This is a genomic window from Maribacter sp. ACAM166 (assembly GCF_005771495.1).
Taxonomy (GTDB): Bacteria; Bacteroidota; Bacteroidia; order Flavobacteriales; family Flavobacteriaceae; genus Maribacter.
Map to the genome: position 1 here is coordinate 21,380 of NZ_VAUW01000005.1, position 14,799 is coordinate 36,178.

Annotated in this window: 14 protein-coding genes and 1 tRNA gene; 7 read left to right on the plus strand and 8 right to left on the minus strand. The window is 32.7% G+C overall.

What is annotated here, in order from left to right; translation table 11 throughout:
• The first annotated feature begins 9 nt into the window (after positions 1-9).
• Positions 10-83 (plus strand) — tRNA-Arg (locus ES765_RS05605).
• 187 nt (positions 84-270) lie between these two features.
• Here ES765_RS05605 and ES765_RS05610 read toward each other — a convergent pair.
• Positions 271-522 (minus strand): hypothetical protein, encoded by a 252-nt coding sequence (locus ES765_RS05610; protein ID WP_138112098.1) that lies wholly within the window; start codon positions 520-522, stop codon positions 271-273.
• A gap of 384 nt (positions 523-906) precedes the next feature.
• Here ES765_RS05610 and ES765_RS05615 point away from each other — a divergent pair, with 384 nt between their 5' ends.
• Positions 907-2,343 (plus strand): hypothetical protein, encoded by a 1,437-nt coding sequence (locus ES765_RS05615; protein ID WP_138112101.1) that lies wholly within the window; start codon positions 907-909, stop codon positions 2,341-2,343.
• Here the strand turns inward: ES765_RS05615 and ES765_RS05620 are convergent.
• Both ES765_RS05620 and ES765_RS05625 read right to left on the minus strand, forming a co-directional pair.
• Positions 2,340-2,576, minus strand: coding sequence for a hypothetical protein (locus ES765_RS05620; protein WP_138112104.1), 237 nt, complete (start codon positions 2,574-2,576; stop codon positions 2,340-2,342). The two genes, ES765_RS05615 and ES765_RS05620, sit on opposite strands and share 4 nt — an antisense overlap.
• Positions 2,576-2,935 (minus strand): hypothetical protein, encoded by a 360-nt coding sequence (locus ES765_RS05625; RefSeq protein WP_138112107.1) that lies wholly within the window; start codon positions 2,933-2,935, stop codon positions 2,576-2,578. The genes ES765_RS05620 and ES765_RS05625 overlap by 1 nt, the downstream gene beginning before the upstream one ends.
• A gap of 182 nt (positions 2,936-3,117) precedes the next feature.
• On the opposite strand from ES765_RS05625, the gene ES765_RS05630 reads away from it, so the two are divergent.
• Positions 3,118-3,693 carry a hypothetical protein gene (locus tag ES765_RS05630; protein WP_138112110.1) on the plus strand — a complete coding sequence of 192 codons (576 nt, stop codon included), beginning with the start codon at positions 3,118-3,120 and terminating at the stop codon, positions 3,691-3,693.
• 477 nt (positions 3,694-4,170) lie between these two features.
• Here the strand turns inward: ES765_RS05630 and ES765_RS05635 are convergent, their stop codons facing one another.
• The 5 genes from ES765_RS05635 to ES765_RS05655 form a co-directional block, all read right to left on the minus strand.
• Positions 4,171-5,442 (minus strand): hypothetical protein, encoded by a 1,272-nt coding sequence (locus ES765_RS05635; RefSeq protein WP_138112113.1) that lies wholly within the window; start codon positions 5,440-5,442, stop codon positions 4,171-4,173.
• Between the two features lie 101 nt (positions 5,443-5,543).
• Complete coding sequence (locus ES765_RS05640; protein WP_138112115.1) at positions 5,544-5,930, minus strand: hypothetical protein; 387 nt, start codon at positions 5,928-5,930, stop codon at positions 5,544-5,546.
• A gap of 3 nt (positions 5,931-5,933) precedes the next feature.
• Complete coding sequence (locus ES765_RS05645; protein ID WP_138112118.1) at positions 5,934-6,200, minus strand: helix-turn-helix domain-containing protein; 267 nt, start codon at positions 6,198-6,200, stop codon at positions 5,934-5,936.
• Between the two features lie 79 nt (positions 6,201-6,279).
• Positions 6,280-7,026: an RteC domain-containing protein gene (locus tag ES765_RS05650; RefSeq protein ID WP_138112120.1), complete on the minus strand. Its 747-nt coding sequence runs from the start codon at positions 7,024-7,026 to the stop codon at positions 6,280-6,282.
• Positions 7,027-7,122: 96 nt separating this feature from the next.
• Positions 7,123-8,562 carry a hypothetical protein gene (locus ES765_RS05655; protein ID WP_138112122.1) on the minus strand — a complete coding sequence of 480 codons (1,440 nt, stop codon included), beginning with the start codon at positions 8,560-8,562 and terminating at the stop codon, positions 7,123-7,125.
• A gap of 504 nt (positions 8,563-9,066) precedes the next feature.
• Here ES765_RS05655 and ES765_RS05660 point away from each other — a divergent pair.
• The 4 genes from ES765_RS05660 (at position 9,067) to ES765_RS05675 (ending at position 14,798) form a co-directional block, all read left to right on the plus strand.
• The gene (locus tag ES765_RS05660) at positions 9,067-9,897 is read left to right on the plus strand and encodes a formate/nitrite transporter family protein (RefSeq protein ID WP_138112124.1); all 831 of its coding nucleotides are present in this window, start codon (positions 9,067-9,069) and stop codon (positions 9,895-9,897) included.
• Positions 9,898-10,004: 107 nt separating this feature from the next.
• Positions 10,005-10,490, plus strand: a complete 486-nt coding sequence (locus tag ES765_RS05665; RefSeq protein ID WP_138112126.1) for a GbsR/MarR family transcriptional regulator — start codon at positions 10,005-10,007, stop codon at positions 10,488-10,490.
• 28 nt (positions 10,491-10,518) lie between these two features.
• A complete protein-coding gene (locus ES765_RS05670) occupies positions 10,519-11,631 on the plus strand; it encodes an efflux RND transporter periplasmic adaptor subunit (protein ID WP_138112128.1) in 1,113 nt (370 codons plus the stop codon).
• A 20-nt stretch (positions 11,632-11,651) separates the two neighbouring features.
• The gene (locus ES765_RS05675) at positions 11,652-14,798 is read left to right on the plus strand and encodes an efflux RND transporter permease subunit (protein ID WP_138112130.1); all 3,147 of its coding nucleotides are present in this window, start codon (positions 11,652-11,654) and stop codon (positions 14,796-14,798) included.
• The last annotated feature ends 1 nt before the right edge of the window (position 14,799 follow it).

Sequence of the window (14,799 nt, forward strand, 5' to 3'; positions counted from 1 at the left end):
AAAATAATTGGCTCCGTGGCGCAACTGAATAGCGCATCAGATTTCGGCTCTGAGGGTTGGGGGTTTGAATCCCTTCGGAGTCACTAGTTTAAAATCCTAATCAACTAAAAACAAGTTGGTTAGGTTTTTTTTATCTCTTATTATTTTATAAATGGTACGATAAATGGTACAATAATGATTTAGAGAAGTCTTTTTTACTAGATTCTATTCGGAACATTACTATATTTTTTCGATGACTCGCCACTAACGAAACTATCTTAAATTTCTTTGTTAGTTACATTTAATAACAGCCTTGCCATCAGAGGTGTTAAATTCTTGCTCGTCTTGGCAAACTACCGATTCCGTGCTTATTAAACTATAACCAGGAACGTTAAGGGTAGGCAACCCACTGGAAGTACTTCCAAAACTAACGTCATCAACTTTGTAAGTTTCTTTAACGCATTCGCAATTTCCGTCTTCTTTCTTATCACATGATGTTAGTAATACAAATACTAACAAAGACCCTAACCTTAGTTTTTTCATCTTAATTTTATATTATGGTTATTACACTTCATATAGGCGTATTTTACGTTATTATTTTTAATAGAGTTTACGGAAATCTATAATAGTGGTTTTCTAAACATTCAAATTTCCTTTGGTATATTATAATACCTATTCAATGACTCGCTCCCTGCGAAACTAACTATACCTAAAATTTTAGTAGTTGATTTATCATACATTACCTCAACCTAAACATAAGATAAAAGCAGTTAAGCACAGTAAAAAATTATTTTTAATGGTTTCTTTTATCTGCTAATTTTATAAAACTTATATCAATATAGTATTTATGATACTGTTTTTATCCCTAAGTATATTAGTTGAATTGTATATTTAAGTTTCTAAAAAAATCTAAATTAAAAGATGTCATTGGATTATTACAAAGAATATTGCGTTAATAATAGCAATCATTTAGATAGAATTACAAATGATAAATCTTACATCAATCAAGATGTCAGGATTACCGGTGAAGTAACTAGTCTTGGGAAAGTAAAAAAAATATACGGTCATCTTAATGTAGATGAGCAGTTAGAAGATTTAGGTTATTTAAACTATGTGAAAACAGATTTGTGGTGTAATCAAAAAGAATCAACGTTAAAAACTCTCGGTAAATTGGAGAGGATAGGGGGTAATCTTAACTTAAGATATTCTAACGTAGAGGATTTAGGAGAGTTATGTAGGGTGTCTGGGAATATTAGTTTAAGAGACTCAAAAATCAGAGACCTTGGAAAGTTGAAATATGTTGGAGGCAATTTGTATTTACCAAAAAGACTTGAAGGTTGTGATTTAACTAAAATAATTGTTAAAGGTAAAATTCGTTTTTGGAATGATGTTACAGACTCTCAATCCTTGACTTTAAATAAAACTCTAAGTTGGGATGTTTCAAAAACATGTTTTTCTCAGGTTCATAATAATGAAATATCTCATAAAAAAAGACACCTAAATGGGAAAATACTTGTACAAAAATGTTTTAGACCCACAGATTTAAATTCTTATATTTTAGAAAACATAGACGATTTTTACACATTTGTAGATAAAGAAATTAATGAGTTATACGGGCAAGAATACTCTTTTTATAAAGCCTTTTTCGGTTGTATAAAAACCTCATCAGAAATTAATAAAGAATTTCCAAAAGTTAGAATTGATAAAAAAATTAAAGGTTACATTAAAAACCAAAAGAGAAAGGCACATCAAATAATACAAACAAACAAACTGAATTATCCATTTGTTTTGTACAATAACAAATTAACCGAGTTTATTTTAAAATATGATTTTAAAAACGATGTTAATGATTTTATAATGATTGGTTATCCCAATGACCACAAATTAGGATACGATTACTACAAATGTGCGGGTAAAAAAAATATATTTATATATTATATAGAGAGAATTATAACTGAAATTTTTACGGTTTTTTGTTTTCAATTACAAAACAAGTTCAGAGTTTCAAGAGGTATTCCCAAAATTGGTGAGGGTTGGGTTTCAGAAACACATTTATTTTACAAAATAAGAGAGTTTTTGTTACCCGTTGAGGTAATTCATCATGGTAGACCCAAATGGTTAAAACCTCAACATGTGGACATTTGGATACCAAATTATAAAATTGGGATTGAGTATCAAGGGCAACAACACTATAAACCTATCGAATTTTTTGGTGGTGAGGAAGCCTTCATAAAAAACCAAGAACGAGATGAGAGAAAAAGAAATCTCTTTATTGAAAACAACGCCACATTAATTGACGTAAGCAGTGATTATATTTTAGAGGAATTGGTTTTGCAGTTAAATAATTTGATTAAGAACTATTAAATCTCCTTAGGAACATTACTATACCTATTCAATGATTCACCACCTACAAAACTACTTATTTCTAAAATCTTATTAGTTGGCGCATCATACATTATTTCAACCCAAAAATAGGAAAGCGAATAAATTATATAAGTAACCCTATCTTCTTTAACTGAATCTACGAATTGACCTTTAGTAAAAACGGTGTCATATTTGCCATGGTCTGATAGTATGTTGAAATCGTATATACCCATTAACTAAATATTGATGTACCTAATTTAAAACTTGTTTTCAGGGTCTTAAATTTGGCTAACCATGCCGTTTCCTCATACCTCTCCAACCTTCTCTGCTCCAATTCTTCCAACACTGTTATACCTCCCTCTGGCATAAGGCTGTATCTATAACCAGTACTTCGGGAGTGTTCCTTTATTACCTTTAGATTAGCCAATGATACCGCAACCTCATGAACAGGGTACTTATAAGATTTACAAAGAGTGTTCAAAACCTTGTAAAACTCCGTCTTAGTATAAATAACGCCCTTTCCCATAACTCTCTTTACATCATTTGTTATGTAATGCGCCACTTGTTCAGCGTTTTTTGCTACTCTCTGCATCTTTCTCTTTTTCATTATTACCCTATTAATTTACATCAAGTGTTCTTACAATGTCTATACTGGTTCTGAATATAAAAGAGTTCCCTCTTTCGGAACTTAATTTTTAATGAGATTATTAGGAACATAAGGAAGCACTTTATATTTTTCCATAATAAACATTATAAACGGACAAAATAAACAAAATGAACAAACTAACATTATTATTATTGGCGGTGTTGTTAATATCATGTGAAAGAAGTAAAGAAGAACAAATGTTTTATGACTTTATGGATGGTATAACAATAAAGTCTGTTAATATGAGTATTAAAGACCTTGACTTTAAAATTATATCACTTAATAAAGTTGGATTAGTTGCTGCTAAAGATAGCATCTTCATATTAGAACCTTTATTAGATGAGTTACGTGTTAAAATTGAAGAACAAAAGACCTCAATAGAGAAGGACTTGGACGAACTGTATAAATATAATTTGGATAAAAATAAAACTAAGCGAAAAGAGGCTATATCTATCTATCAAAATCTAATAGATTTAACAAATGGAAAAATTGAAGATAGACAAGAGGTATTAGGTATCTATACGCCGAAATTCGCCAAAACATCATCAAAATTAGACGAATATAGACTTGATTCGACTCGTGTGATTTCAACAAAGTACGAAGTTACTTATTCAATGCACATGCCTGATACTGATTTAACCAATACGATTAAGGTTTATGCTTACACAAATGAGGACAATTCAAAATTTCTAGGAATAGAATAATAATATAAAAACTAATCAGTAAAACTGTTCGTTATTTTGTTTCCAAAAATTACAACTTTATCAAACATTAGTAGTTTTTAATGGTTCGTTACTTAGGCTGTCGATTTCTTTTTTTAGTCTTTGATTTTCTTTTTGTTATGCATGGATTTTGGGGTGTTGCCTCTAAGAATTGGGAAATATATTGTAAGGAGGAAGATTAAAAAAGATTATTAATAATTGGATATATGGGTATCTGTCGCGCGCGTAACAGATAGTGGGATATTGATTTTATTTTCATTGCGCGCGCGAACAGATAGTGAAATATTAATTGATTTCGCCGCGCACGCGTATTGTTTTGAAATCTTTTTTTGTTGTTTCCTTAGTAAATCCCATAATGTTATTTAATGTTAGTTTAACTTAATATTAATTTTACAAATCATTCCCTTTTTAAGTAGTCCAATTCGTAAGATTAGTTAACTTTTATTGTTCTAAAGGCATCTACCAATTAAACAACCTTTGTTGATTTTCTGAATATAGGGCGGTTTGTTTTATCCTACCGTTACTATGTGCGTTTCTGATATTGTGCGCTATCTCTTTTATTTGGGTTTTGTGGTCTGCGTTATTCCATAACCTAGAAAGATATCTTGCTCTTATCTCTTTATATTTTTTTTTATCGGTCTTATAATAGTAATTTAAGCCTGTATGACTTAATAAAATACTATCCGTTTTCTGCATTGAAATATTCAAACCAGTAACTAAACAGATTCGTCTGTTTTTGTCTGTTTCTGTAGAAGTAGAAACTACCGTTTTTAACAGTATATGTAAAGGGTTAATTTCGGTAGTTTGCATATTTAAGAAATCAACCTTTAGGTCGATTAAGTTTGATACTATTTTCTTTGGGTTGTTTGGGTTTAAATCAATCAATTTATTTAGTTGGCTTCTGTGGTATTTGAAGTTCTCATAATTGAGTTCGCTCCACCAATTAACATTGTTGTACTTATTGTCGTTTTTAGTGGCTTTTATCATTTCTAAATCACAGTATAGCACTTCTTGCCACAACCTCAGCAAATCGCTTTTAAGGGTGCTTAAATCGTGCTTGATTAAATCATTGAGGGTGTAAATTCCTTTATCGTTTAACTCTACCATTTTGCACCACTTTTTTTCAATTCTCATTATCTCATTATCAATCTTAAAACCCTTGTTCGTGTAGTGTGTTTTCTTATCATATAATTTTATAAAGTGTCTTTGGTTCTTTACTTGTATGTAGTTTCCTTCATCCTGTGTGTAAACCCATTTAAAAGGCTTTGTCTTGTGCATTATAGAAGCCTTTATAAGGTTTTTTGTCTTTATTGGCGGCACTATGTTAACTCCAATTTCTAACTGGATTAAAACACAATTAAAAGTTAGTATATCAAACTTCTTTTTTAAATCTGCCAAAACAATAATTATCTCATTAATACCAAAATCATTAAAGTTGTGTGCGCCTTTATTCCAATACTTATGTAAACTTCCTTCTACCGTTACTCGTCTGTAATTTGTTATTTCCGTGGTTTCATATATTTTAAATTCTAGACCTCTATAAAAAGCAGACTTGTGAATTGTTAGATATTTAGTTCTGCCATCTTTGTAAAAAGTCTTTTTTCCATTGTTTAGGATTGGTATTAATTCGCCATTTTCGGTTACGTTTCTTAAAACAAAATACAACAAACTGTTACCTTCTAATTCCTTAGGGTTCGAGTTAATCAATTCGTATTTTAAGAAGTCAATCAAGTAGAATTTTGTATTTTTAAATAGTGGGTATGCGTTGCCACGTTACCTCAATATTTGAATAATTAGGAGCGTTTTTACACGCTCCTTTTTTGTTTCCTATGTTAGTCTGTAAATAGTGGCAAAAGGTTCGTTAAATCCTTTGTGTAGTAGTTCTCGAAGTACTTAATTGTGAGAGTTCTGGCGTTATTTGAAAACTTAAAGAGTGTCAGGTGTTTTCTCTTATGTAAATTACCTTTATAGATTAAAGGAATTGCAGTCTTAAATAGGCCAGTTAGCCATTCGCTGTACTTCTTGCCTTGCTTAATCTTAAACCAATAGTCTGGCATTGATTTTGCACACTTCCTGTCTTTGCTAATGTTAACTAAAGTAGATAGTTTATTTTTCGGGTCGTCAAGTCCTACTAGTTGGTAGTGCTTTGTTGCAATGTACTTACCTACATTAATTTCATTATAAACGTAGGTACTGTGTTGTAGTGTCTGCGTTGCCATATCTTAATTATTAAGTTTGACAATGCTTTGTTCTACTTGTGAACGTAGATATAGAACTCTACCACCTATCTGCAATTTTTGAAGTGTCCCACGCTTGCTTAAATTGTGAACGGTTGACAAATCCACCGATAACAATTTTGCTACTTCTTGGCGTGTTAAATAAGTTTTAGGTTGTTTGGGTTGAAAGGATTTTTTCAGAGTTTCTAGTTCTCTTTTGATATAATCAATATCATTTAAAAACTCTTTTGGTAATTCAATTTGTACTTGCATCTTGTGAAATATTATTGATTAATACTTTCGCAAGATGCAACCGTTTAAAGGTGTGTAAAGACTACTAACTTTTACCTAACTAGCGATTTTTATTTATTTTCATTGAAATATATTCAGATAGGGAGTTCGCTAATTCCTTTAAAAATTTACTTTCACCACTATTTGAGTTAAATTTCGTAATTGCTTGGTCTATATTATTTAGTTGTTTATTGAAGGTTTTTTGTACTGTATTAAAAATAACCTCTTGGTTTCCTTTTAAATTACCATTTACAATTAAGGCCTTTGTCAGTTCTATTAAATCCGTTTGACTACCATACCATTGTAAGTCATAGTTGGTTGTTTTTATTTGTTGGCTATTGTCTCTTAAGGAAGGGTTTTGTAGTTCTTTTCTTTTTTTTACTAGGCTAGATAATATATTGCACCTCGAATAAACTATAAGTATATCATTATGGATTAACCTATAAAGTTCCGAAGTTTCATCTTGTAATAAGTCAAATGTATTCAATTCTAAAAAATTACAACATTCTTCTATGTTTTTACAATTATATGTATTGGACAACATATTAATCAATGTGTTACTTTCCGATTCTAAGTAATAATTATTTTTAAAGATACCTTCGTCAAAGTTATATGATAGGAATGGCCAACCCGCATCTAGCATTTCAGAAAAACGAATTATTTCTTTATTTATCTTGCCTATTTGAGTTTCAATATCATAAATAGGTAGTTCATTGAATGTTTCAAAATCATGCATTTCCGTACCTCGATAATTATTATCTACATAGTTTTTTAGCCAAAAATATATTTGGTTATCTGTATTTTCCATTTGAACTAATAAATTACGTTGCCTTGCTAATATAAAAAAACCCTCTTAAAGTTACTTAAAAGGGTTCTATTGATTTACTTAGTTTAGTTATAAAGTCTAAATGACTTTTGGTATAACCGTTAATTTAATATTATTCTTTTCTTTTTTTCTTTTTTCGTGGAATTGGTCTATTTGTTCTTTAGTTCTTAATATGTTGCTTTCATCATTGTTATTTATATAGGCTTTTAGTTGTTGTTCTGTGCTGTGTCCAGTTATAGAGGTTATTAGGGCGGTATCTATTTTGCCGTAGTAGTTTGTTGCAAATGAACGTCTAAAACTTCTAGTGGTTATTAAATCGTGCTTTGGGAAGTAGTCCGTAATGTTTCGAGTAACCTTTTTACCTTTAATTTCAATAACGGTTGATTTTTTACCTTTTATGCTTTCGTTTATTTCTGAAAGTGCGCAAACCGTTTTTATATCTTCATTGAGTTTAACACCATTATTAGGATAGTTGGTTTGAGGTAACCCATATTTTTCGATTAAATATTGCATCCTGTTTGAAACTGTTATTTGCACTACAGTGTCCGTTTTTTCAGTTCTGAACTTCCAATAATTAACTCCGTCAACATTTTTTATATTAGTGTCAATTAATTTGTTGAGGTCGGAATATCTTAAGCCAGTTTCACAACCAATTAAAATTGCTTTTTTAGCATCAAACAACCTTGTATCTGTAATTTCTTTTTTATCTATTTTGTCTATTTCTTCATAATCTAGTGTCACTACAATTTTATCTTTATATACCTTGTCGAACATAGTAAATGACCTTAAGGTTTTACTTACTTGTATATTATTTTCTTCGTCCGCTTCATATGCCTTAACCGCTGAACTTCTAAACTTTTTGAGTTGAGCATTTACATATGATTTACTGTATTTCATTTCTATGAAAGCCCAATTCATAAAGTGATTTGCAAAATCTTGATTTAGTTCTTTTATCGTAAAAACTTGATTTTTATAATCTTGATATTTTAATAGTAGACCGAGGGTGACCTTGTATTTTTTTAATTCGCTATTGTTAGTCTTGTACCTAATGAACATTTTTTTGATTGCAGTACCTAATAAATTTATTTGAAGTATTTCGTCTTTTAATGTTTCTTCGGTTTGCTCGATTCGTTTATTCTCTGAATCTATGAGGTTTATCTTTTCCGTAGTGTTTAAGATAGTTACAGTTTCTAGAATTGCAGACTTTAGCCAATTCGATGTAATTGGAATACTGTTGTTGTAGTCCCTTATGAAAAGAATTTTAATAGACTGTTGTACTTCCTTTAGGTATTCTTTGTGATTGTATGCTTCCCCCGAAATATTGGTTGATACGTCTTTTAACTGTAGATGTTTCTGAACGGTTTTACCTAGTTTGTTAGTTGTTCTTCTATACCAATACTTTTTTTCGGATTCAATCGGTGTTGCTACTCTATAGTCAATTTCTTTACCATGTATCAGCCTTATTGATAGTTTTCCGTTTTCTTTAGAACCTCTATACAGGAAATTTAATTTTGCCATAATATATGATATTTGAACATATCAAATATATGTAATTGGTACGATTTATGGTACGATTATGTGCAATTTCATTCAAACGATTTAAAGTATATTAAATAATCATACTTGCTAGGGTCATTATTATATAGGTTTTTTAATTGATATAGTTTTAAGGTTGTTTTGATATTCGAATCCCTTCGGAGTCACTAGTTTTAAAAAAGGTCTTGCATTTGCAAGACCTTTTTTTATTTTATAAATGTTCTATATATATGTTTTAAGAAGTGAATTACTAGTTACTCTAGTTCTTAATTCCTGTTAATTTGTGAAATTATACTGTCTATCTGCATGAGTGCTATTTTTACTTTTGAATAGCTATATGTAGCTTCAGGGTAATTTTCTTAGTACAAATTGGATTAAAAGTAGTTTGTAAAACTAAGTATTCATGTAGCTGTGGGTGTATTCAGTAAAATAAGAACAGTTTAATCAAACTTTATAAATTAGCGGTAAATTGAATTAAAAATTACAATGGATAAGTACAATGTAGATGAAATAGTGGAGACCAAGGCCGAGAAAGAAGAGATTCAAGATCAAGATGATATTTTGGTGAAACAATTATGTGAGGGAATGGATACCTATCGTAAAAAACGATTTTCCACTTTCCTGAGTAGTCTAATGGCGGGTTTAGAAATTGGTTTTAGTTTCTTATTGGTAGCCATTGTTTATAGTCTTTTTACAGGACAGATTGATGATAAATTCATCCCGTATATAGCCGCATTTGTATATCCTCTTGGCTTTATATTGGTGGTTATGGGTAAATCGGTACTGTTTACCGAACAAACATCATTGTTGTCATTACCAGTAATTAGCGGAAAAAAAACCATTGGTGACCTTATATCTCTTTGGGGCATTGTAATTTTGGGTAATCTCGTCGGTGGATACATTATTGGATTATTTATCGTTTGGATGGGACCCGCTCTCGGAGTGATATCACTTGAAGGAATAGAAAGTTTGGCGTTTCATGTAAGTCATTTTTCTACGATGACAATTTTAGGCAGCTCAGTGCTGGCGGGTTGGCTTATGGCTCTTTTATCTTGGATTATCACTTCTACAGAATCGGCATCAGGTAAAATAGTGATAATATATATGATAACTTTTATTATTGCCACGGCCGGTCTTCATCATAGTATAGTAGGTAGTATTGAAGTATTCGCTGGTTTGCTTACGTCAAGTAAAATTTCATTGATGGATTACCTAACTTTTCAATCTACAGCATTGGTTGGAAATTCAGTTGGTGGAGTATTCTTTGTTGCTATATTAAAATACGGTGCATTCTTGGCAAATAATAAGGAGAATTAATAATTGCTTCTTAATAAAATCATTAAAGTTTATTTAACGTTTATTTATACTAGTTAGTTCGGAACTTTACGAACTAAGTTCTAATTTTGCGTTTCAATTTTTTTGAAATGAGTATTTGTTCCCAAGAGAAAAAGAATTTAGTAGAAGATTTAGGCCTGTTTTTTCAAGCACGACACAAGTTCCCTCCATTGGCGGCTCGTATCTATTCGATTTTAGTATTGACATCACATGATGGCTACACCTTTGAAGACCTTATGGAGATTACCCAAAACAGTAAAAGTTCAGTGTCAACAAATTTAAACCTATTGGTTTCTTTGAAATTTGTTGAATACTATACAAAAACAGGTAACAGAAAGCGTTATTTCAGAAGCAATGGTAGCTATGTGAAAAATATGTTGGTCGAACGTATGGAATCAGTTTCCAATGAATTAAAAATGGTGGATAAGGTAAATACCTTTAATAGAATCAATAATCCAGAAAAGTACGAACAGAAGGGCTATAATGGGACTGTTTTTCAATCCTATTTAGCATCTGAAAAAGAAAATTTAGAGCAAGCAATCCAAAAAATAAATGTGTATCAAATTAATAATTAAATCACTCCAACATATCAAAATAAAAAAAATGAGACTAATTATACTGTTATTTCCACTTTTACTATGTGTATCCTGTGGGGATGGAAATGTCAATAAAAGTGCTATGGTCAATGGTCCAACACCATTTCAAGTGGTGTCAATTCCAACACAAGATATAACGTCCTATACTACGTATCCAGCAAGTATAGAAGGTATTATTTATAGTGAGGTTAGGGCTAAAATTTCTGGATATATTACTGATGTTTTGGTAGATGAAGGGCAAAGGGTGCGAAAAGGAGAAACCTTATTCAAATTAGAGACTCAGGCACTATCTCAGGATGCTGCTGCTGCTGCTGCTAATGTAAATGCCGCTCAAGTTGAGGTAGATAAATTGAAGCCGTTGGTAGAAAAGGATATTATCAGCAATGTTCAGTTAGAAACCGCAAAGGCAAAATTACAACAGGCACAGAGTAGCTACAATTCAATAAATGCCAATATTAATTACGGGTTAATCAAGAGTCCTGTAGATGGTTTTGTGGGTTCAATTCGTTTTAGAAGGGGTGCATTGGTTAGCCCTACGAACCAACAAGCCTTAACTAGCGTAGCTGATATTAGTGAGGTATTTGCGTATTTCTCTATGAACGAAAAGGACTATTTGGATTTTATACAAGATGCCGAAGGTGATAATATAGTGGACAAGATAAAAAACTTACCTAAAGTGAAACTTATTTTAGCAAATGGGCGAGTTTATGACCAAGAAGGAATAATAGAAACGATTAATTCTCAGGTAGACGAAGCTACAGGAGCAATAACCTTTAGGGCAAAATTTGATAATCCGTCAAGAATTCTGAGTAACGGTAACAGTGCGAAAATACAGTTACCTAAAGTATTTAAAGATGTGGTTGTAATACCTAAAGAAAGCACCTATGAGCGTCAAGGCAATACCTATGCTTACAAGGTGGGTAAAGATAGCATGGCTATTTCTACAGCACTTACAATCCTTACCGAAGTAGATAATTTGTATTTGGTGGAAAATGGTTTGAATGCAGATGATGAGATTGTAGCAAAAGGGATAGACAAAATTAGGGGTGATATGAAAATTATTCCGAAATCGGTTCCTTTTGATAGTATCGCCAAGCCAATTCAAAAAGTATTTAGATAAGTACCGATAAATAAAAGAACATGTTAAAAAAGTTTATTGAACGTCCCGTACTTTCTACGGTTATTTCTATAATTATAGTAATTCTTGGGGTATTAGGGCTCTCCACTTTGCCAATTACCCAGTATCCTGATATAGCACCTCCAACAATTAGTGTAAGTGCTAGCTACCCTGGTGCTAATGCAGAAACTATTTTGGAAAGTGTAATCATTCCATTGGAAGAGCAGATAAATGGGGTAGAAGGTATGACTTACCTGACTTCTACGGCTACCAATAGTGGTACGGCATCGATTAATGTTTTCTTTGATCAAGATGTTGATCCTGATATTGCAGCGGTAAATGTTCAAAATAGGGTTGCACGAGCAAATGCTTTTTTGCCACAGGCAGTTATTCAAACGGGTGTAACCACTCAAAAACAGCAGACAAGTGCTTTAATGTACATGTCTTTCTATAGCAGTAATCCAGATTACGACGATACGTTTATACAGAATTACTTAAAAATAAATGTAATTCCAGATTTACAGCGGGTAAATGGTGTTGGTGATGTAAGTGTATTCGGGTCTAAGGATTATGCTATGAGGATTTGGTTGCAACCTGAAAAATTAGCCGCATACGGACTTATTCCGTCAGATGTAACTGCAGTATTAAAGGAGCAAAGTTTGGAAGCTGCTGCAGGGTCACTTGGTGAAAATGATGGCGAGGCATTTAGTTATGCTATTAAATATGCGGGTCGTTTTAAAACAGAAGATCAGTATAGTAATATTATTGTAAAGGCTTTGGATAATGGTCGTTTTTTAAGACTAAATGATATTGCTGAAATTGAATTAGGTGCACAATCTTATTCGGGTGGTTCAATGACCTCTGGTTTTCCTGCAGTTAATTTAGGGATATTCCAGACCAAGGGGTCTAATGCACGAGATATCATTGTGGAGATTGAAACCAAGCTGGAGGAAATTAAGCAGAATATGCCGGCAGGAATGGAAATATTTGTGCCTTACAACACCAATAATTTCCTGAACGCCTCCATTGAAAAGGTGGTAATTACGTTGGTAGAAGCATTTTTATTGGTTTTCTTGGTCGTGTTCGTCTTTTTGCAAGACTTCAGGTCTACCTTGATACCTGCTATAGCGGTGCCTGTTTCTATTATTGGCACGTTTTTCTTTTTAAATTTATTTGGTTATTCTATCAACCTTCTGACACTTTTTGCTATGGTTTTAGCCATTGGTATTGTGGTGGATGATGCAATTGTTGTAGTAGAAGCCGTGCATGCTAAATTAGATGAAGGTGCTAAGGATCCCAAGAAAGCTACAATAAATGCAATGCAAGAAATATCTGGGGCAATTATTTCAATAACCTTAGTGATGGCAGCGGTATTTATTCCGGTGACATTTGTACAAGGACCTACAGGAGTTTTTTATGAACAATTCGGAGTTACCCTTATTGTGGCTATTATCATTTCTGCGGTAAATGCATTGACCTTAAGTCCTGCACTTTGTGCATTATTATTAAAACCACATAAGGATGAGCATGTAAAGAGCAAGAATTTTGTTCAACGATTTTTTGATGCTTTTAATGCAGGTTTTAAAGCCACTACTCAAAAATATGGGAAAGCGGTTCATTTTTTATACAGGAATAAATGGGTTACCGTAGTAATCTTAGTATTGGCGGTTGTTGGAATATGGTGGTCTTCAAGTAACGTGAAAACGGGATTTGTACCTGATGAGGATAGAGGAATTATATTTGTAAACGTTGAATTACCGGCTGGTTCTTCTATAGATAGAACGCATAAGGTAAATCAAGAATTATATGCTAAATTAAGGCAAATTCCGGGCGTGTTGGAAGGTTCAATTGTTGATGGACGAAGTTTTTTGGGCGGATCAGGGAGTAATTATGGTCTTGGTTTTATACGATTGAAAGATTGGGATGAACGAGGTGCAGATTCTTTATCAATTGAAAGTGTTACGGCAAAAATGTTTGGTGTAGCCGCAACAATACCAGAAGCTAATATCATCTTTTTTTCTCCTCCAAGTATACCAGGTTTTGGTAGTTCTGCTGGGGTAGAGGTAAACCTTTTAGACCGCTCAGGGGGAAGTTTTGAAAATTTGGATATTACAAATCAAGACTTTATTTCAAAATTAACGCAACGGCCTGAAATTCAATATGCACAATCTTCATTCAACACGAAATATCCACAGTATGAATTGGAATTAAATGTACCACGCGCTAAGGAATTGGGTGTATCTGTGAGTAGTATTTTCTCAACCCTTCAAGGGTATATTGGAAGTATTTTTGCATCCGATTTTTCACGATTTGGAAAACAGTATCGCGTATATGTACAAGCCTTACCAGAAGATCGAGCTGATGTTGATAACCTAGATCAGATTTTTGTAAGAACCGATGCTGGGGTAATGACCCCTATAACTGAATTTATTACACTGAAGCGTGTTTATGGTCCGCAATCGGTAACGCGTTTTAACCTATATAATTCAACAAAGATAACGGCGGCAACTAACCCTGGCTTCAGTAGTGGGGATGCAATTGCTGCAGTAGAGGAAGTTGCAGCAACGTTGCCTGTTAATTATACTACGGCCTATTCTGGATTAACTAGGGAAGAGGTTAATGCAGGAAATCAGACTACCACCATATTCTTACTGTCATTATTGTTTGTTTACTTCCTATTAGCGGCGCAGTACGAGAGTTATTTAATACCATTTTCGGTATTATTATCCTTGCCTTTAGGTGTATTTGGAGCCTATTTCACAACGCAAATGGCAGGGTTACAGAACAATATTTATTTCCAGATAGCATTGATTATGTTAGTTGGTCTTCTGGCTAAGAATGCTATCCTAATTGTAGAATTTGCACTGCAACGAAGACGAGAAGGTATAAGCATTTTAGACGCTGCAGTACAAGGAGCTGAATCTCGATTACGACCGATTTTAATGACTTCATTTGCCTTTATACTAGGTTTGATGCCTTTAGTACTTGCATCTGGGGTAGGTGCTGCGGGTAACAGGTCTATTGGTACAGGCGCTGTTGGTGGCCTATTAATAGGTACGGTTACAGGAGTTTTTGTAATACCTATTCTCTTTATTTTCTTTCAATGGTTGCAAGAAAAAATAAGTGGGGCGCCAAAAAAAAATGAATTAGAAACTATTCAAGAATCATAGT

Coding starts and splice junctions, on each gene's coding strand:
- ES765_RS05610 (WP_138112098.1), bottom strand. CDS start 522: ATGAAAAAACTAAGGTTAGGGTCTTTGTTAGTATTTGTATTACTAACA.
- ES765_RS05620 (WP_138112104.1), bottom strand. CDS start 2,576: ATGGGTATATACGATTTCAACATACTATCAGACCATGGCAAATATGAC.
- ES765_RS05625 (WP_138112107.1), bottom strand. CDS start 2,935: ATGCAGAGAGTAGCAAAAAACGCTGAACAAGTGGCGCATTACATAACA.
- ES765_RS05630 (WP_138112110.1), top strand. CDS start 3,118: ATGAACAAACTAACATTATTATTATTGGCGGTGTTGTTAATATCATGT.
- ES765_RS05640 (WP_138112115.1), bottom strand. CDS start 5,930: ATGGCAACGCAGACACTACAACACAGTACCTACGTTTATAATGAAATT.
- ES765_RS05645 (WP_138112118.1), bottom strand. CDS start 6,200: ATGCAAGTACAAATTGAATTACCAAAAGAGTTTTTAAATGATATTGAT.
- ES765_RS05650 (WP_138112120.1), bottom strand. CDS start 7,026: ATGGAAAATACAGATAACCAAATATATTTTTGGCTAAAAAACTATGTA.
- ES765_RS05655 (WP_138112122.1), bottom strand. CDS start 8,562: ATGGCAAAATTAAATTTCCTGTATAGAGGTTCTAAAGAAAACGGAAAA.
- ES765_RS05660 (WP_138112124.1), top strand. CDS start 9,067: ATGGATAAGTACAATGTAGATGAAATAGTGGAGACCAAGGCCGAGAAA.
- ES765_RS05665 (WP_138112126.1), top strand. CDS start 10,005: ATGAGTATTTGTTCCCAAGAGAAAAAGAATTTAGTAGAAGATTTAGGC.
- ES765_RS05670 (WP_138112128.1), top strand. CDS start 10,519: ATGAGACTAATTATACTGTTATTTCCACTTTTACTATGTGTATCCTGT.
- ES765_RS05675 (WP_138112130.1), top strand. CDS start 11,652: ATGTTAAAAAAGTTTATTGAACGTCCCGTACTTTCTACGGTTATTTCT.